At 62.8% G+C, this 17,752-nt stretch carries 10 protein-coding genes; 3 read left to right on the forward strand and 7 right to left on the reverse strand.

All coding sequences use genetic code 11. The features are described 5' to 3' along the window. Nucleotides 1–10 precede the first annotated feature (10 nt). Together B2Y33_RS08305 and B2Y33_RS08310 are read right to left on the reverse strand one after the other, a co-directional pair. A complete protein-coding gene (locus tag B2Y33_RS08305) occupies nt 11–256 on the reverse strand; it encodes a hypothetical protein (RefSeq protein ID WP_088523351.1) in 246 nt (81 codons plus the stop codon). A gap of 85 nt (nt 257–341) precedes the next feature. Beyond that, nucleotides 342–509: a hypothetical protein gene (locus B2Y33_RS08310; protein WP_178102867.1), complete on the reverse strand. Its 168-nt coding sequence runs from the start codon at nt 507–509 to the stop codon at nt 342–344. A gap of 138 nt (nt 510–647) precedes the next feature. Between B2Y33_RS08310 and B2Y33_RS08315 the strand changes: the two genes are divergently transcribed. The 3 genes from B2Y33_RS08315 (at nt 648) to glgB (ending at nt 8,264) form a co-directional block, all read left to right on the forward strand. Continuing rightward, on the forward strand, nt 648–2,666 hold the full coding sequence (locus tag B2Y33_RS08315; protein ID WP_288632829.1) for an alpha-1,4-glucan--maltose-1-phosphate maltosyltransferase: 2,019 nt from the start codon (nt 648–650) through the stop codon (nt 2,664–2,666). A gap of 70 nt (nt 2,667–2,736) precedes the next feature. Beyond that, on the forward strand, nt 2,737–6,057 hold the full coding sequence (treS, locus tag B2Y33_RS08320) for a maltose alpha-D-glucosyltransferase (RefSeq protein WP_088523350.1): 3,321 nt from the start codon (nt 2,737–2,739) through the stop codon (nt 6,055–6,057). Further along, nucleotides 6,054–8,264, forward strand: coding sequence for a 1,4-alpha-glucan branching protein GlgB (glgB, locus tag B2Y33_RS08325; protein WP_028686553.1), 2,211 nt, complete (start codon nt 6,054–6,056; stop codon nt 8,262–8,264). The genes treS and glgB overlap by 4 nt, the downstream gene beginning before the upstream one ends. A 308-nt stretch (nt 8,265–8,572) precedes the next feature. On the opposite strand, the gene glgX is transcribed toward glgB, so the two are convergent. From glgX to treZ, 5 genes are all read right to left on the reverse strand, one after another. Then, complete coding sequence (gene glgX / locus B2Y33_RS08330; protein ID WP_206405412.1) at nt 8,573–10,726, reverse strand: glycogen debranching protein GlgX; 2,154 nt, start codon at nt 10,724–10,726, stop codon at nt 8,573–8,575. A 127-nt stretch (nt 10,727–10,853) separates the two neighbouring features. Beyond that, on the reverse strand, nt 10,854–11,147 hold the full coding sequence (locus B2Y33_RS08335) for a DUF2934 domain-containing protein (RefSeq protein ID WP_027916217.1): 294 nt from the start codon (nt 11,145–11,147) through the stop codon (nt 10,854–10,856). 16 nt (nt 11,148–11,163) lie between these two features. Further along, nucleotides 11,164–13,938, reverse strand: coding sequence for a malto-oligosyltrehalose synthase (locus B2Y33_RS08340; protein WP_059183840.1), 2,775 nt, complete (start codon nt 13,936–13,938; stop codon nt 11,164–11,166). Further along, the gene (malQ, locus tag B2Y33_RS08345; RefSeq protein WP_059183841.1) at nt 13,935–16,004 is read right to left on the reverse strand and encodes a 4-alpha-glucanotransferase; all 2,070 of its coding nucleotides are present in this window, start codon (nt 16,002–16,004) and stop codon (nt 13,935–13,937) included. Before malQ ends, B2Y33_RS08340 begins: the two co-directional genes overlap by 4 nt. Continuing rightward, a complete protein-coding gene (gene treZ, locus B2Y33_RS08350) occupies nt 16,001–17,749 on the reverse strand; it encodes a malto-oligosyltrehalose trehalohydrolase (protein ID WP_059183842.1) in 1,749 nt (582 codons plus the stop codon). Before treZ ends, malQ begins: the two co-directional genes overlap by 4 nt. Between the last annotated feature and the right edge of the window lie 3 nt (nt 17,750–17,752).

Here is a 17,752-nt window from a genome sequence, read left to right on the forward strand (position 1 = left end):
GGGTGATCCCTCACCTCGATTGCGATGCTCGCCAAATTGCCTCGGCCAGTTGAGCGACAGATGTTATCGACTCAGGCTTGAAACCGAAATCGAAATCGTCCTTCATCTGGCCAATGGCGCGCCTGAAGGCGTCCTTATCGAGTGTCTTCAGAACTGTCGCAGGATTAGGATCCTTGATGCCTGCCTCCTGGAGACACTCGATGACATAGGCTTCGTATTCATTTCGCTCGCTGTGGCTCATACCGTCAAGCGTCATATCCGTAACTCCTGAATCACAAAGGTGACTCATGATCGGAACAACGCGGCCGATGCGCCACTGGCAAAACTGACAGTTTTCGACTTCAGTCGCCCGCCTTTATCGGGGGTTCCTGGCTGGGTGGATCACCCACGGTTGGCGGAACCGTCGGCTGAATCGGCAGCTCATCCGGATCACGCTCAGGCTCCGGGGGCGGGAGGTTGGGATCGTCAATGTTCGGATCGGGCGTTTCCGGGGGCGTTGGGAGCGTCATGGCCATGCCTCGTGGGGTTGAGTGAACCTGTCCTGCAGCGTTCGACCGCTGGTGCCGTGAATCAATTCATTTTTGAACCCAGACTCGGTCGCCGCGCTCTCAACCCTTACCGCCACCAGTCCCAGGGAGCAAGGCCTGATGTCTTTGAACGAGCCCTTCGAAAGCGTGCCCACGGCAAACGATCATCCGGAGCAGGTCATCAGCCTGTCCCAGGCCTTGATGGCACCGCGTATCGCCATCGAGGACACCCAGCCGGTGCTAGATGGCGGCGCCTTTGCCGCCAAGGCCATCAGCAATCAGCCGGTTTCGGTCAGCACCAAAGTATTCACTGACGGCCATGACCGCATGGCCGTGGTGTTGAACTGGCGTCAGGCCGGTAGCCGACGCATTCATTGTGTGCCCATGACCTCGCCTGGCAATGACCTGTGGCTGGCAGAATTCACCCCGACTGAAATCGGGCCGCATGTGTTCAGCATCGAAGCCTGGATCGATCCGTATGCCACGTACTGCTACGACCTGGAGAAGAAGTTCAATGCCGGTGTCGGCGTAAAGCTTGAGCTTGAGGAAGGGCGTTTGCTGCTGGGCAAGGGCATCGAATTGAGCAGCGGCGCTCTGCGCGAGCAATTACAGGCGCTGCAAAGCACCTTGCAGACGCTGCCCGAGGACGAACAAGTGGCCCTGCTGCTGGGCGCCGAGGCGTCGCAGATGATGGCTGCCGCCGAGCACCGCAGCTACCTGACTCGCAGTTGCGACTACCCGCTGGATGTGGACCGCCCGGCCGCGCAATTCGCCAGCTGGTATGAGCTGTTCCCCCGTTCGATCACCGATGATCCCCAGCGCTACGGTACCTTCAACGATGTGCACCAGCGCCTGCCGATGATTCGCGACATGGGCTTCGACGTGTTGTATTTCCCGCCCATCCACCCCATCGGCATGCAGCATAGAAAGGGCCGGAACAATGCTTTGCAGGCACAGCCGGGCGACCCTGGCAGCCCTTACGCAATTGGCAGTGCCGACGGTGGGCACGATGCGATCCACCCCGAACTCGGCACGCGTGAAGATTTCCGCCGCTTGGTGTCGGCCGCAGCCCAGCATGGTCTGGAAATCGCCCTGGACTTCGCCATCCAATGCTCCCAGGACCACCCTTGGCTCCAAGCGCATCCAGGCTGGTTTAGCTGGCGCCCGGACGGGACCATCCGCTACGCCGAGAACCCGCCGAAAAAGTACCAGGACATCGTCAACGTCGATTTCTACGCACCCGACGCCGTACCTGGGCTGTGGATTGCACTGCGCGATGTGATCATCGGTTGGGTGGAGGAGGGCGTGAAGACGTTCCGGGTGGACAACCCGCATACCAAACCCCTGCCGTTCTGGCAGTGGCTGATCGCCAATGTACGCAGCCAATTCCCGGACGTGTTGTTCCTGGCCGAGGCGTTCACCAAGCCCGCCATGATGGCGCGCTTGGGCAAGGTCGGCTATGCGCAGAGCTACACCTACTTCACCTGGCGCAACACCAAGCAGGAGCTGAGCGAGTATTTCGAAACGCTCAACCAGCCCCCATGGAGCCAGTGCTACCGGCCGAACTTCTTCGTCAACACCCCAGACATCAACCCGTTCTTCCTCCAGCAGAACGGCCGCGCAGGCTTCCTCATCCGGGCCGCGCTAGCCACCATGGGGTCGGGCTTGTGGGGTATGTATTCGGGGTTCGAGTTGTGCGAAGCGGCAGGGCTGCCGGGCAAGGAAGAGTACCTGGACTCGGAGAAGTACGAAATCCGCCCGCGTGACTTCACCCAGCCTGGCAACATCATTGCCGAGATCGCCCAGCTCAACCGTATCCGCCGGCAGAACCCGGCCTTGCAGAGCCACCTGGGCCTGACGCTGCTCAATTGCTGGAACGACAACATTCTGTATTTCGCCAAGCGCACGCCTGCGCGTGACAATTACATCCTCATCGCCGTCAGCCTCGACCCGCATAATGCCCAGGAAGCCCATTTCGAACTGCCATTGTGGGAGCTGGGTCTTGATGACGGTGCCGAGACGCACGGCGAGGACCTGATGAACGGTCATCGCTGGTCGTGGTACGGCAAGACCCAGTTCATGCGCATCGAGCCTTGGCACCAGCCTTTCGGTATCTGGCGAATCAGTAAAGTCAGCTGAGCCTGGCGGAGAGCGGGCCCGCCTGCTCTCTGACGGTTTTTTACCGATCAAGCATTCAGAGGAATGGTACATGGCCAAGCGTACCCGCCCGGCAGCCTTCATTGACGACCCGCTGTGGTACAAGGATGCGGTGATTTACCAGTTGCACATCAAGTCGTTCTTCGATGCCAACAATGACGGTATCGGTGACTTCGCCGGGTTGATCAGCAAGCTCGACTACATCGCCGACCTGGGCGTCAACACCTTGTGGCTGCTGCCGTTCTATCCCTCGCCCCGACGCGACGACGGCTACGATATCGCCGAGTACAAGGCAGTGCATCCAGACTACGGCACCCTTGCCGACGCCCGCCGCTTCATTGCCGAGGCGCACAAACGCGGGCTGCGGGTGATCACCGAACTGGTCATCAACCACACCAGCGACCAGCATCCGTGGTTTCAACGTGCCCGCCATGCCAAGCGTGGCAGCAAGGCCCGCGACTTCTACGTGTGGTCCGATGACGACCACAAGTACGACGGCACCCGCATCATCTTCCTCGATACCGAGAAATCCAACTGGACCTGGGACCCGGTGGCAGGCCAGTACTTCTGGCACCGCTTCTACTCCCATCAGCCGGATTTGAATTTCGACAATCCGCAGGTGCTCAAGGCCGTGATCGGCGTGATGCGCTTCTGGCTGGACCTGGGTGTCGATGGCTTGCGGCTTGACGCCATCCCGTACCTGATCGAGCGCGACGGTACCAACAACGAGAACCTGCCCGAAACCCATGATGTGCTCAAGGCGATCCGGGCCGAGATCGATGCCAATTACCCTGATCGCATGTTGCTCGCCGAGGCCAACCAGTGGCCGGAGGATACCCGCCCTTACTTTGGCGAAGGCGACGGGGACGAATGCCACATGGCGTTCCATTTTCCGCTGATGCCACGCATGTACATGGCGCTTGCCATGGAAGATCGCTTTCCCATCACCGACATCCTGCGCCAGACCCCGGAGATTCCGGCCAACTGCCAGTGGGCCATCTTCCTGCGCAACCACGATGAGCTGACCCTGGAGATGGTCACCGACCGTGAGCGCGACTACCTCTGGAACTACTACGCCGAGGACCGCCGCGCCCGGATCAACCTAGGCATCCGGCGCCGCCTGGCGCCGCTGCTGCAACGCGACCGGCGCAGGATCGAGCTGCTCACCAGCCTGCTGCTCTCGATGCCAGGTACGCCAACGCTGTACTACGGCGATGAGCTGGGCATGGGCGACAACATCTACCTGGGCGATCGCGACGGCGTGCGCACGCCCATGCAGTGGTCGCCTGACCGCAACGGCGGGTTCTCCCGGGCCGACCCGCAGCGGCTGGTGCTGCCACCGATCATGGACCCGCTCTATGGCTACCAGACGGTCAACGTCGAAGCACAGAGCCACGATCCTCATTCATTGCTGAACTGGACTCGTCGCCTGCTCGCCGTGCGCAAGCAGCAAAAAGCCTTCGGCCGTGGCACGCTGCGCACGCTGACACCCAGCAACCGACGCATCCTTGCCTACATCCGGGAATTCACCGACGCCGATGGCCACACCGAGGTGATTCTCTGTGTCGCCAACGTGTCCCGGGCGGCCCAGGCTGCGGAACTGGATTTGTCCCAGTACGCCGACAAGGTCCCCGTGGAAATGATCGGCGGCAGCGCCTTCCCGCCCATCGGGCAGTTGCCGTTCCTGCTGACCTTGCCGCCTTATGGCTTCTACTGGTTCGTGCTGGCTGCCCACGACCGCATGCCCAGCTGGCACAACCAGCCTACTGAGGGGTTACCGGAATTGACCACATTAGTGCTACGCAAACGTCTTGAAGAGCTGCTCGAGTCGCCTTCACGCGACGCCTTGCAGTCCACCATCCTGCCCCAGTATTTGCCCAAGCGACGCTGGTTCGCGGGTAAGGAAGGGCCTGTCGATCAGGTCGACCTGAGCTATGGCGTGCGCATGGCCACGGCCGGTATGCCCGTGCTGTTCAGTGAAATCGAGGTGACCAGCGACGGGGTGACCAGCCGCTACCAGCTACCGTTCGGCTTGCTGCCCGAAGAGCAAATCAGCACGGCTCTGCCGCAGCAGTTGGCCTTGTCGCGCGTGCGACGGGCCAATGAGGTGGGCCTGATCACCGATGCCTTCGTCCTCGAACCCTTCATTCGCGCGGTGCTCAAGGCCTGCCAGGAGGGCGTGCGCCTGACCTGCGGGAACGATCAGGGCGAACTGCATTTCAATCACACCGAGCAGCTGGCTGGCCTGGCACTGGGCGATGACAGCTCGGTGCGCTACCTGAGCGCCGAGCAGTCCAACAGTTCGGTAGTGGTGGGCGATTCGGTGGTGCTCAAGTTGATCCGGCGGGTCAACGCAGGCATTCACCCAGAGCTTGAAATGAGCGCTTATCTCACCGCTGCGGGCTTCGCCAATATCTCGCCGTTGCTGGCCTGGGTCAGTCGCGAGGATGCCCAAGGCGCGCCACACCTGTTGATGATTGCCCAGGGCTATCTGAGTAATCAGGGCGATGCCTGGGCCTGGTCCCAGAACACCTTGGAGCGCGCCATTCGCGACCAGATGCAGCCCTCCAGTGCCGAAGGCGAACCCCATACCGACGCGGTCAGCGAACTGCGCGACTTCGCTTCTTTGCTGGGTCAGCGCCTGGGCGAGATGCACCTGATGCTCGCCGCACCTACCGAGGACCAGGCCTTCGCGCCTTATCCCAGCACTGACGCTGACAGCGAGCGGTGGAGTGCGCAGATCAGCACGGAGCTGACCCACGCGCTGGATCTGCTGGTGCAGCACCGTGACAAACTCGACCCTGAAAGCCAGGCGTTGGTCGATGACTTGCAGCAGCAGCGCGACGGGCTCGCCCAACGCGTGGCAGAACTTGCACGGCAGGCGCAGGGTGGGCTGTTGATGCGCGTGCATGGCGACCTTCACCTGGGCCAAGTGCTGGTGGTGCAAGGCGATGCCTACCTGATCGACTTCGAGGGGGAACCGTCCCGACCACTGGAAGAGCGCCGGGCCAAGCACAGCCCGTACAAAGATGTCAGCGGTGTGTTGCGCTCTTTCGACTATGCTGCTGCGATGATCCTGCGCAGCGCGTCTACGATGGACCTTTCCGAGCCGGCGCGACAAGCTCGGCAGCGGGTGGCCCGACAGTACCTTCACCAGTCCCGGCATGCGTTCATCGAGGCTTATGGCCTGGCCACCGCGGCCATGCCCCACGCCTGGGAGCAAGCCGAAGGCGAGCGTGCGGCACTTGAGCTGTTCTGCCTGGAAAAAGCGGCATACGAAATAACTTATGAAGCCGAAAATCGTCCAAGCTGGCTGGCCGTGCCTTTGCATGGCCTGCATGGACTGATCAGTACCTGGGGAGAGTCAGAATGAACGTTTCAACGCGTGAAAACGGCGGGCTTGGGCAACGGGACCTGGATGCCCTGGCGCGCGCCGAGCACGCCGATCCTTTTGCGGTACTGGGGCCTCACACCGATCCAGCAGGGGGCATGACCATTCGTGCCTACCTGCCCAATGCCCTGGGCGCCCGCGTGCTGGCGCGCGACGACCAGCGCGTGCTGGCCGACATGCGGCCAGGTGCATTGCCTGGCCTGTTCACCGCGCACCTGAACGAAGCGCATCCCTATCAGTTGCACATCAACTGGGCCGGCGGCGAGCAAGTCACGGAAGACCCCTACAGCTTCGGCCCGCAGCTGGGCGACATCGACCTGCACCTGTTCGCCGAGGGCAATCACCGGGACCTGGCAGGGCGCTTCGGTGCCCAACCGGCACAGGTCGACGGGGTGGATGGGGTGTGCTTTTCGGTCTGGGCACCCAATGCGCGCCGGGTATCGGTCGTGGGCGAGTTCAACAACTGGGACGGCCGTCGGCACCCGATGCGCCTGCGCCACGGTGCCGGTGTCTGGGAGCTGTTCATTCCACGTCTGGGTGTGGGTGAAACCTACAAGTTCGAGGTGCTGGGCAAGGACGGGATCCTGCCGCTCAAAGCAGACCCGTTGGCCCGTGCTACCGAGTTGCCGCCCAGCACCGCGTCCAAGGTGGCTGGGGCGCTTGGGCATGAATGGCGCGATCAGCAGTGGATGGACGAGCGCGCCCAGCGCCACGCCTATACCGCCCCATTGTCCATCTACGAGCTGCACCCAGGGTCGTGGCGCTGCGAACTGGATGAAGCCGGCGAAGTGGGGCGTTTCTACAATTGGCGCGAGTTGGCCGAGCGCCTGGTGCCTTACGTGCAGGAGCTGGGCTTCACTCATATCGAGCTGCTGCCGATCATGGAACACCCATTCGGCGGCTCGTGGGGCTACCAGCCGCTCTCGATGTTCGCCCCCACGTCGCGCTACGGCACGGCAGAGGACTTTGCCGCCTTTATCGACGCCTGCCACCAGGCCCGGATCGGCGTGATCCTGGACTGGGTGCCGGCGCATTTCCCCACGGACGAACACGGCCTGGCGCGCTTTGACGGCACGGCCCTCTACGAGTACGACAACCCGTTCGAAGGCTATCACCAGGACTGGAACACGCTGATCTACAACCTCGGGCGTAACGAGGTGCGGGGTTTCATGATGGCCTCGGCGCTTCACTGGCTCAAACATTTCCACATCGACGGGCTGCGGGTAGATGCCGTGGCATCGATGCTGTACCGCGACTACTCACGTAAGGCCGGAGAGTGGGTACCCAACCGCCACGGCGGGCGTGAGAACCTGGAAGCCATCGACTTCATCCGCCACCTCAACGGCGTGGCGGCGCATGAAGCGCCGGGTGCCTTGATCATTGCCGAGGAATCGACTGCCTGGCCTGGCGTGAGCAAGCCAACCGAAGAGGGTGGCCTGGGCTTCCATTACAAGTGGAACATGGGCTGGATGCATGACTCGCTCAGCTACATCCAGAACGACCCGGTGCACCGTACGCATCACCACAACGAGATGAGCTTCAGCCTGGTGTACGCCTACTCTGAGCACTTCATCCTGCCCATTTCCCATGACGAGGTGGTGCACGGCAAGCGCTCGTTGATCGACAAGATGCCGGGCGATCGCTGGCAGAAGTTCGCCAACCTGCGTGCTTACCTGGCCTTCATGTGGATGCACCCTGGCAAGAAATTGCTGTTCATGGGCTGCGAGTTCGGCCAGTGGCGCGAATGGAACCATGATCACCAGTTGGACTGGTACCTGCTGCAGTATCCCGAGCACCAGGGCGTACAGCGCCTGGTAGGCGACCTGAACCGCCTGTACCGTGACGTGCCGGCCCTGCATGAGCAGGACTGCAAGCCCGAAGGCTTCCAGTGGTTGATCGGGGATGACGCGCAGAACAGCGTATTCGCCTGGCTGCGGTGGAGCAGCGCGGGTGAGCCGGTGCTTGTGGTTGCCAACTTCACCCCGGTGGTGCGCGAGGCTTACCGCATCGGTGTGCCGTTCGGGGAACAATGGCAGGAACTGCTCAACAGCGATGCTGAAGCCTATGCGGGCTCCAATGTGGGCAACATGGGTGCGGTCGCCACGCAGCAGACCCCTTGCCATGGTCAGCCCTTGTCGCTGACGCTGAACCTTCCGCCGCTGGCGATACTGGTACTCAAGCCAGTCTGATCGCCAACCACCCGCGGGCGTCCTGCCCGCGGGTGAATTCAGGGCCCTGTTAGGCTGTCATGGACGCGATGTGGCAGAAAAGCATTCTTTGAATGAGCGGCCTTGGTACCCTACGCGCACTTGATCATCTGACCATCGTCAGCCATGGGTCGATCAACCCGGCAATCGTTTTGAACGTGGTTGGCGCAGGCTCAAGCGGCGATGGTTGACCTACCAGAAAAAGCCCGCCGGTCAATCCCTGGCTGGGATTGCCCGACGGGCTAGGAACGATCACGTCACGCGTTGCGCGTGACGTACCGCGTTTGCCATCACTCTTCGGTGTGTTGCAGCACCATCAGAGCCACCGAGCGCCCGGTCAGGTCAAATGAGCTGTCGAAGGGCAGGTCCTTGGGTTTGCGCAGTTGTGGCTGGTCTGTATCCATCACGCAGCTCCAGTGCTCGCCCTCTGGAACGCTTGGCAGCTTGAACGGCACGGTGTCGTGGTGGGCGTTGACGATCAGCAACACGGTGGACTCCGAACCTGGACGGGCAATGCCACTGACCTGAGCACGGCCGTCGATCAGCATGCCCAGGCAACGACCATTGGGGTCTTCCCACTGTTCAACGCTCATCTCGTTGCCATCCGGCGCCAGCCAGGTGACGTCCTTGACGCCGATCGCCTCGTTGTAATCGCCCACCAGGAAGCTGGAGCGGCGCAGCACCGGATATTTCTGGCGCAGGCGGGTCAGGCGCTTGACGAACGTCAGCAGCGCCTGGCCTTCTTCATCCAGGTCCCAGTTCACCCAACCGATTTCGCTGTCCTGGCAGTAGGCATTGTTGTTGCCATGCTGAGTGCGGCTGAATTCATCGCCGGCAACGATCATTGGCGTGCCTTGGGCAAACAACAGGGTCGCGAAGAAGTTACGCATCTGCCGCATGCGCAGGGCATTGATTTCCGCGTCTTCGGTGGGGCCTTCGGCCCCGCAGTTCCAGGACAGGTTATTGCTGGTCCCGTCCTGGTTGTTTTCGTCGTTGTCCTCGTTGTGCTTCTCGTTGTACGACACCAGGTCGCGCAAGGTGAAGCCGTCGTGGGCAGTGATGAAGTTGACCGACGAATACGGCCTGCGACCACGGTTGTTGAACATGTCGCCAGAGCCGGTCATGCGTGCGGCGAAATCGGCCAGTTGGCCCTCGTCGCCCTTCCAGAAGGCGCGCACGGTGTCACGGAAGCGGTCGTTCCACTCAGCCCAGCCGGGTGCGAAATTGCCCACCTGGTAACCACCCGGGCCACAGTCCCATGGCTCGGCAATCAACTTGACCTGACGCAGCAGCGGGTCCTGGCGGCAGGCCACCAGGAAGCTGTGACGCTCACTGTAGCCTTCGTGGTAGCGACCCAGAATGGTCGCCAGGTCGAAGCGGAAGCCGTCGACATGCATCTCGCCTGCCCAGTAACGCAGCGAATCGGTCACCAGCTGCAGGACGCACGGATGGCTCAGGTCCAAGGTGTTGCCGGTGCCCGAGTCGTTGATGTAGTAACGCTTCTGGTCGGGCATCAGGCGGTAATACGAGGCGTTGTCGATGCCGCGCATGGAAAGCGTCGGGCCCATCTCGTTGCCTTCGGCGGTGTGGTTGTAGACCACATCGAGGATCAGCTCCAGGCCCGCGTCGTGCAGGTGCGCCACCATCTCCTTGAATTCGGCGATCTTGCCGCTGGCCAGGTAGCTTGGGTGCGGCGCGAAGAACGCGATGGTGTTGTAGCCCCAATAGTTGTTCAGACCTTTGTCGAGCAGGTGCTGATCGTTGACGAAGGCATGGATGGGCAGCAGCTCGATGCTGGAAACGCCCAGGTCCTTGATGTGCTTTAGCAGCTCGTCGTTGGCCAGGCCTGCGAAGGTGCCTTGCAGGTTCTCAGGCACGGCCGGGTGGCGCTTGCTGATGCCCTTGGTGTGGGCCTCGTACACGACGGTCTGGTCCCACGGGGTTTGTACACGGTTGTCCCGGCCCCAGGTGAATGCGGGGTCGATGACCTTGCACTTGGGCACGAAGGGGGCGCTGTCGCGCTCGTCGAACGACAGGTCACCGTCTGGGTGGCCAATGGTGTAGCCAAACAGCGCCTCGGACCATTTCAGCTCGCCGACCAACTGCTTGGCATACGGGTCGATCAGCAGCTTGTTGGGGTTGAAGCGGTGGCCGTTCTCCGGCTCGTAAGGGCCATGTACGCGGTAGCCGTAGATCAGACCCGGATGCGCGTCAGGCAGGTAACCATGGTAGATCTCGTCGGTGTATTCAGGCAGCTCGATCCGTTCGAGCTCTTTCTCGCCGGTGGCGTCGAAGACGCACAGCTCGACCTTGGTGGCGTTCGCCGAAAAGATGGCGAAGTTCACGCCCAGGCCGTCCCAGGTGGCGCCGAGGGGGTAGGGTAAGCCTTCGCGAATGCGCGACGGTGCAACGGAGCGGGTTTTCTTTGCGGTGCGCGGGCTCATGGCAATCCTCGAATGGCCTTGTCTGGAAAATAAGGTTAAGTACTACAACGGCCCTGGCGTCATCAGGCCTGGTAACCGAGGGGCTCGGTGCCAGTGCGGCGCTGAAGACGGCAGGGCCGTGGATGGTTCAGCTAGCGGTCGGCTTTTTCGGTGCGCGTGGCTTCTTCGAAGCCGCAGGCTTCACCCCTGGCAGTGCAGCGACCTTGGGATCGGCTGGCGGCTTGGGTGCAGCAGCGGCTTTGGGCTTGGCAGGCGCCTTGGGCTTGGCGGGTGACTTGGCTTTGGCCCCCGGAGCCTTGGCCTCGGCTTCTGCCAGTTTGCGGGCCATGTCCCAGTGACGTTCTTCCTCACCGTGTGGCTTACCTTCCGACTCCCAGATCTGGTAGGCAAACTCGCGTATGCGTTTATCATCGACACTCATATGACGCTCCTGAATGCTAGTTATCTTCGATCAACAGATTGACTGGAAAGTCCGACAGCACAGCACAAACCATCAACTCTCTTACAGGGCTGACAACGGCCCCGCCGAAAAGTCCAGTCGAATTGGCAGGTGAGAAGTCGAACGGCAATATGACCCGGGTATCTTCCCAGTTCTGGGCAGGGACGTGAGGGCTCTGCGCAGCCCCCAGCAGACCGCTGGCCAGGCGCGGCGCGACGATGACGGCGCGTTGGGTGTCGCCCAGGCGGGCGAAGGCGACGATCTTGTCGGCATGGCGTCCCTTGACGGTCAATGGCAGGTAGCTGCCCCGGCGGAACAGCTCTGGGTTGGCCATGCGGCAGTCCAGTACGCGGGCCACCAGCGCCTGCTTGACCCGGCCGTCGTGCCAGTGGCTTAGCAACGCGTCGAGCGGCGCGGCCTCTGCCAAGGTGCTGCGTCGAGCGGGGTAGTCGACGGGTCGGCGGTTGTCCGGGTCCACCAGGCTGAAGTCCCAGTATTCGTTGCCCTGATAGAGATCAGGCACCCCCGGCACGGTCATGCGCATGAACGCCTGCACCAGGCTGTTGAGCGCTCCCGGGCAACTGATCAGCTGCGCCGCATCGGCGATGGAGGTACGCAGGGGCAGGGCATCGGCCTCCAGCAGCAACCCTTCCAGATAGCGAGCACAGCCCTTTTCGTAGGCTTCGTTGGGTGCGTTCCAACTGCTGCGCAGCTTGGCCTCGCGCAACGCCTTCTGTTGCCACTGAGCGACACGTTCGGCGAACTGCTTCAAGCCTTGGGCGTCATCGACGGCCAAGCCCAAGGGCCAGGTGCCCAGCAGGGTCTGGAGCAGCAGCATTTCATCCCCAGGGCTTGGCGCCATGCCATCCTCCAGCTGTGCGCGCAACGGCGCTGCCAGCTCGCGCCAGTGCGCCATGCGGCTGGCCAGCCAGGGGCCGCGTTCGCTCAGCACAGCCAGGCGAGCGCGTGTGTCTTCACCGCGCTTGTGGTCGTGGGTGGCGGTAGCCAGCAGGTTGTCCGGGAAGTCCCGCAGGCGTCGCTGGGCCTCGTTGTGGAAGTGCTCAAGCGGTGCGCTGAAGCGTTCGGCTTCAAAGCCCACATCGTTGCGCGAGAGCAACCTGGCGCTGCGGTAGAACGCGGTATCTTCGACGGCCTTGGCCGCGCTGGGGGCGGTCAATTGCTGGAAGCGTACGCAGGCGTGGCGCAGTTGCTTGCGGGTACGACCCGGTGGCAGCTGGCGCCAACCTTCGCCGCCCAGCCATTTTTCCAGTTGCTCGAGCAATGGCCAGTCGGCCTCGCTCAGGTCCTGGCGCGCATCGGCCAGGGCTTGCTGGAAGAATGCCTCGTCCTCGGCCGGGCGGCCGCAGGCATTGAAGTAAGTGCGGTAAACCGGGTAGTGCGCCACCAGTGCCTGCAAGGCGCGACGAATGGCGCCCAAGGACAGATCGCGGGTCATCAGGTCGTTTCGCGCGACTTGCAGCAGGGCTTGCGCCACCGATTCGCAATCACCTGCCAGGCTGGCGTTGAGCACCAGATGGCGCGCCAGGCGTACTTCTTCGGTGAACGCGGGGCGCTCGCTGACCGTCGACCACAGTTCGGTCAGCGGGGCCTCACCGGCCGGATCGTGCTGCAACAACGACACCTGGTTCATGAACTCGTAGCCGGTGGTGCCATCGGTGAGCCAGTCGCGGTGCAGATGCTCATCGACGCCGAGGATCTTCTCGACGTAGATGGGGAAGTGCTCCACGTCAGCGTCCAGCGGGCGGCTGGCCATCAGGCTGTCCACGCGCCGGCGCAGCTTGCGGCAATAACCGCGTGGGTCTGCCAGGCCGTCGATGTGGTCGATGCGCAGGCCATCGACCAGGCCGCGTTCGATCAACTCGAACAGCTTGGCGTGGGTGGCTTCGAACACCACCGGGCGCTCGACCCGCAAACCGCCCAGCTCATTGATGTCGAAAAAGCGCCGCCAGTTGATGTCGTCGGCAGCGGTGCGCCAGCTGGCCAAGCGGTAGGTCTGGCGTTCCAGCAGCAGGTGCAGGCGCTTGAAGCCGGCCTCGCTGCGGCTGTCGAATGCCACCAGGGCCGACGCCAGGTCGGCGCCTTCGCGCACGCGACGAGCCAGTTCGGCGTGCAGCGGTGCGGCATCGTCAAGCGGGGTGGCCGACTCGGCCAGGGCAGTGAACTGTTCGGCCAGGCTGGTCAGCGTCGGGTCAGCGCTTAGCGCCAGCACCCAGCCGTAGTCGACCGGGCAGATCGGGAAGCGGTGCTCATAATGAGCGATTTGTAGCACCCCATGGTCGGCGTCGAATTCCAGGGGAATCTGGCCTTCTTTTAGTGCTACCCCGTAATCGCTGCCCAGGAACGGCAGCAGCAATTGACCGGCCAGTAGCGGGTCGGTGGAATGCCACTGGATATCGAAGAACTCCGCATATGGGCTGCGACGGCCCCATGCCAACAAACTCTGCCACCAGGGATTGTCGGCGCCGCCTACGGCCATGTGGTTGGACACGGTGTCCACGATCAGGCCCATGCCGTGCTGGCGCAGCGCCTTGACCAGGCGCTCCAGGGCCGCTTCGCCGCCCAGTTCCGGGTTGACCTGCGTGGGATCGACGACGTCGTAACCGTGGCGTGAACCTGCTCGGGCCTTGAGTATCGGCGAGGCGTACAGGTGGCTGATGCCCAGTTGAGCAAAGTAGGGGACCAGCGGTAGAGCATGGTCTAAGGTAAAGTCGCTGTGGAACTGCAGGCGCAGGGTCGCAGTGAGCGGTTTCATCGGTCGCGCTCCCACGCCTGCTCGCGCGCTTGCGCCAACACTTCCAAGCGCCGTGCGGCATCCTCGTTGTCAAGCATGTGGCTTGCCGGTTCGGCAAAACGGCGGCGCCAGTTGGGATGCCCTTCGGTGGTGCCGGGCATGTTCGGCTGTTCTTCCAGACCCAGCAGGTCTTCGAGCGGGACCAGCACCAGCGGAGCTTTGGTGTAGCCTACATAACCAATAGCGGCATCGATCACGGCAGTGTCGTCCTTCAGCGGGCCATAGTGGGTTTCAAGCGTGCGGCGCAAGCCTTCGTGTTCTTTGCGGCGGTCATCGCGCCATTGCTGTTCGGTGGACTCATCAATCAGACCCAGTCGCCGGCTCCACTCCACGTCCCGGTTTTGCAACCAACCCGCCACGGTCGCCAGGTCATGGGTGCCGGTGGTCGCCAAGGCATCGTCGGGCCACTGAAGCTGAGGGGTGAACTGGCCTCGAGGCGCCTGCTCGAAGGGCAGCACGCGCATGCCCAGGATGTTTTTCTGCGCCAAGGCCTCGCGTAGCCCGTCCGGAACCGTGCCCAGGTCTTCACCCAGGATGATTGCACCGTGGCGGCTGGATTCGAGCGCCAGCAAGCGAAGCATGTCTTCGAGCGGGTAATACAGGTAGGCGCCTTCATTGGGCTTGCCACCACGCGGGATTAGCCAAAGCCGTTGCAAACCCATCACATGATCGATGCGCAGGCCACCGGCATGGGCCAGGTTGGCACGCAGCATCTCGATGAACGCGCGATAGCCGTTGCGCTTGAGCCCTTCGGGAGAGAACCCGCAGATGCCCCAGTCCTGGCCTGAGCGATTGAGGATGTCAGGTGGCGCGCCAACGGTGAGGTTGGCCAGCAGTTCGTCCTGACGGCTCCAGGCTTGGCTGCCGGCGCCATCGGCGCCAACGGCGAGGTCGGCAATCAGGCCGACTACCATGCCGCTGCCTTTGGCTGCCTCTTGAGCGCGCTGCAGGCTGCGCTCGGTCAGCCATTGGCAGAAGGCGTGAAACTCTACCCTGGCCGGATAACTTTCGGCCAAGGCGCGGACTTCGGTTCCGAAGGGGTCGCGCCACGCCTCTGGCCAGTTGCGCCAATCAGCCCCATGGCCTTTGTCGACCGCCTCGGCTTGCAGCACTTCAAAACGGCAATGGTGCTCCAGTGCCTCGCCTGCGGCCTGGCGATAACTCTCGAAATCGGCGCGTTGCGGGTGATCGCCTTGGCTGAAGTGCTGGTAGAGCGCGTCCAGCAGCTTGTAGCGCGCATCGGCTGCGCGCGGCCAGTCCACCAAAGCCGCTTGCTCGAGCGAGGTCAGGGTCTGTTCCAGGTGGCAGGCCTCGACCGCCAGGCGCACGGTGCGTTCACCCAGAATGGCCGCCGGGCTTGCGTAAAGCGTATTGAGCAGCAGCCTGCTCGAAGGCGAGTAGGGGCTGTAATGTTGTTGATCGAAGGCCGACAAAGCATGGATAGGGCTGATCGCCACCGCATCGGCGCCCCGTTCGGCCGCACTGCGTACCAGCTGCTCGAGGGCCATGCAGTCACCGTAACCACCATCGCCGGGGCGGCGCAGGCTGTAGAGCTGCGCCGACAAGCCCCAGCAGCGCGCAGGTGCCGCCTCGACCAGGTCATGCAACGACGGGCAACCAGGCGGTGCGACCGCGAGCGTAAAGCGATGCTGCGCCACTTCCAGTTGGTGATAGCCGACTGGAAAATCACCTGGCAGGTGGGCCTGGGCATCAAGCTGCAAGTCGATGTGACTGCCATCTTCCAACTGACCACACACCGGGGCCCGCGCTGGGAAATACCGCGAGAGGTCGAGCGGCTTGCCCTGGTCGGCAGTGAGCAGGGGCGGGACGTGCTGGGCGTCATCGCTGTGCTCAAGCCTGGATAGACTGTCTTGTAGTTGCGCGTCGTCGCCAGCCGGATGGCCCAGGGCTTCGAGGAGTTTGCGCAGTACCTCGTCGGTCACTTGCTGCGGTTTGTTGTTGGCATCCACCCAGTTTCGGGCAAGGCCCGCCCGTTGAGCGAGCCGGTGAAGCAGGGAATCGCTCATGGCATCTCCTGGTTTGGGGGTAGCAGGGTGACCACACAGCTGAAGGGCGAAAGCGTCGAGCCGGCGTGCGCCTTGTCGCCGCTGTCGAAAAGGCAGGTGCCTGCAGGCGCAGCCGCCAGGTGCTGCGCCTGGTCGCCCAGGTTCAGATCGATGCGCAAGGTACTGCCATCCCCCAGCTGCCAGCGTGCAGTCAGCGCCTTGTCAGCCAATACCTCGGCGCCCAGGGAACGGGTGCCAGGCAGGCGCGGGACCAGGTGCTGGCGGCGCGTAGTGAGCAGCTGCTGGTACAGCCCATGCCAGCCGGCAATCACATCCTGCGGGTCAGGCCTGGAGGCGTGGAACGTCTGCTCGGCGTTCGGGTCGGGAATACGCGCACGCTTTTCGGGGTCGGCGAAGGCGGCAAAATGCTCGAATTCACCGCGCCGGCCTTCGCGCACCGCGTCGGCGAGCTCATCATGAAAGTCGGTGAAGAACAGGAAGGGTGCACGGCTGCCGTCGTCATCGCCCATGAACAGCAAAGGAATCATCGGGCTCAGCAACAGTAGCCCGGTTGCCGCGCGCAGGGCCGCGGGCGATGTCAGCCGGGTTAGACGCTCGCCCATGGCGCGGTTGCCGATCTGGTCATGGTTCTGCAGAAACAGCACGAAGGCGCTTGGCGGCAGGTGGCCGCTGGGTTCGCCGCGTGGTTCGCCATGGCGGTTGAGCTGGCCCTGGAAGACGAAGCCCTCGCCAAGGCAGCGCGCCAGCTTGCCGATCGGGTCATCCTTGTAGTCTTCGTAGTAGCCTTCGGTTTCATCGGTCAGCAACACGTGAAGCGCATTGTGGCCATCGTCGTTCCACTGTGCGTCGAAGCCTTGTTCGAGCAAGAACGCCTGGTTGTGCTCGTTTTCCAGCACCAGCCACACGTGTCGGCCCGGCTCGACGGCCTCGCGCACACGCTTGGCCAGTTCCTTGAGGAAGTCAGGCTGATCGATGGCATGCACCGCATCCAGACGCAAGCCGTCGATCCGGTAATCGCAGATCCACATCAGGGCGTTCTGGATGAAATATTCACGCACCTCGGGCCGGCGGAAGTCGATGGCGGCACCCCAGGGGGTCTGACGGTCTTCACGAAAGAACGAGCTGGCGTACTCATGCAGGAAGTTGCCATCGGGGCCGAAGTGGTTGTAGACCACATCGAGCATCACCATCAGCCCGTGGCCATGCGCCTGGTCCACCAGGCTGCACAGTTGCTCGGGTGTACCGTAGTTGTGCTGCGCTGCATAAGGCAGCACGCCGTCGTACCCCCAGTTGCGGGTGCCCGGGAATTGGCTGATCGGCATCAATTCAATGGCGGTAATGCCGGTCGAGGCAATACGGTGCAAATGGCTCGACACACCTTCATAGCCACCCAGTACGCCCACATGCAGCTCCTGGATCACCGCCTCGTGCCAGGGGCGGCCTTGCCAGGGGTGCTGCCAGGTGTAGCCGGCCAGGTCCACGACTTGGCTGGGGCCGTGGACGCCCTCGGGTTGAAAGCGCGATGCGGGGTCGGCAACGCGAAGCTCGCCATTGATGCAGTAGCGGTACAGGTCCCCTGGCTTGGCAGGGGCGGTGCCAATGAACCATCCATCGTCATCGTCATCGGGAACGAGGTCGACGGCGTCCTGGTGCTGCAATTCCAAACTCACGCTGCGCGCGTCGGGTGCCCAGAGGGCGAAGCGCGCCGACGTGGCGTCCTCAACATGTGCGCCATGCCTTTGCATCTT

It is taken from the genome of Pseudomonas sp. UBA5666 (genome assembly GCF_002420785.1).
Taxonomy (GTDB): Bacteria; Pseudomonadota; Gammaproteobacteria; order Pseudomonadales; family Pseudomonadaceae; genus Aquipseudomonas; species Aquipseudomonas fulva.

What these genes read in the sequence shown, in the direction of transcription:
- malQ (WP_059183841.1), bottom strand. Translation starts at nt 16,004, where the DNA reads ATGAGCGATTCCCTGCTTCACCGGCTCGCTCAACGGGCGGGCCTTGCC.
- B2Y33_RS08305 (WP_088523351.1), bottom strand. Translation starts at nt 256, where the DNA reads ATGACGCTTGACGGTATGAGCCACAGCGAGCGAAATGAATACGAAGCC.
- treS (WP_088523350.1), top strand. Translation starts at nt 2,737, where the DNA reads ATGGCCAAGCGTACCCGCCCGGCAGCCTTCATTGACGACCCGCTGTGG.
- B2Y33_RS08340 (WP_059183840.1), bottom strand. Translation starts at nt 13,938, where the DNA reads ATGAAACCGCTCACTGCGACCCTGCGCCTGCAGTTCCACAGCGACTTT.
- B2Y33_RS08335 (WP_027916217.1), bottom strand. Translation starts at nt 11,147, where the DNA reads ATGAGTGTCGATGATAAACGCATACGCGAGTTTGCCTACCAGATCTGG.
- B2Y33_RS08310 (WP_178102867.1), bottom strand. Translation starts at nt 509, where the DNA reads ATGACGCTCCCAACGCCCCCGGAAACGCCCGATCCGAACATTGACGAT.
- glgB (WP_028686553.1), top strand. Translation starts at nt 6,054, where the DNA reads ATGAACGTTTCAACGCGTGAAAACGGCGGGCTTGGGCAACGGGACCTG.
- glgX (WP_206405412.1), bottom strand. Translation starts at nt 10,726, where the DNA reads ATGAGCCCGCGCACCGCAAAGAAAACCCGCTCCGTTGCACCGTCGCGC.
- B2Y33_RS08315 (WP_288632829.1), top strand. Translation starts at nt 648, where the DNA reads ATGTCTTTGAACGAGCCCTTCGAAAGCGTGCCCACGGCAAACGATCAT.
- treZ (WP_059183842.1), bottom strand. Translation starts at nt 17,749, where the DNA reads ATGCAAAGGCATGGCGCACATGTTGAGGACGCCACGTCGGCGCGCTTC.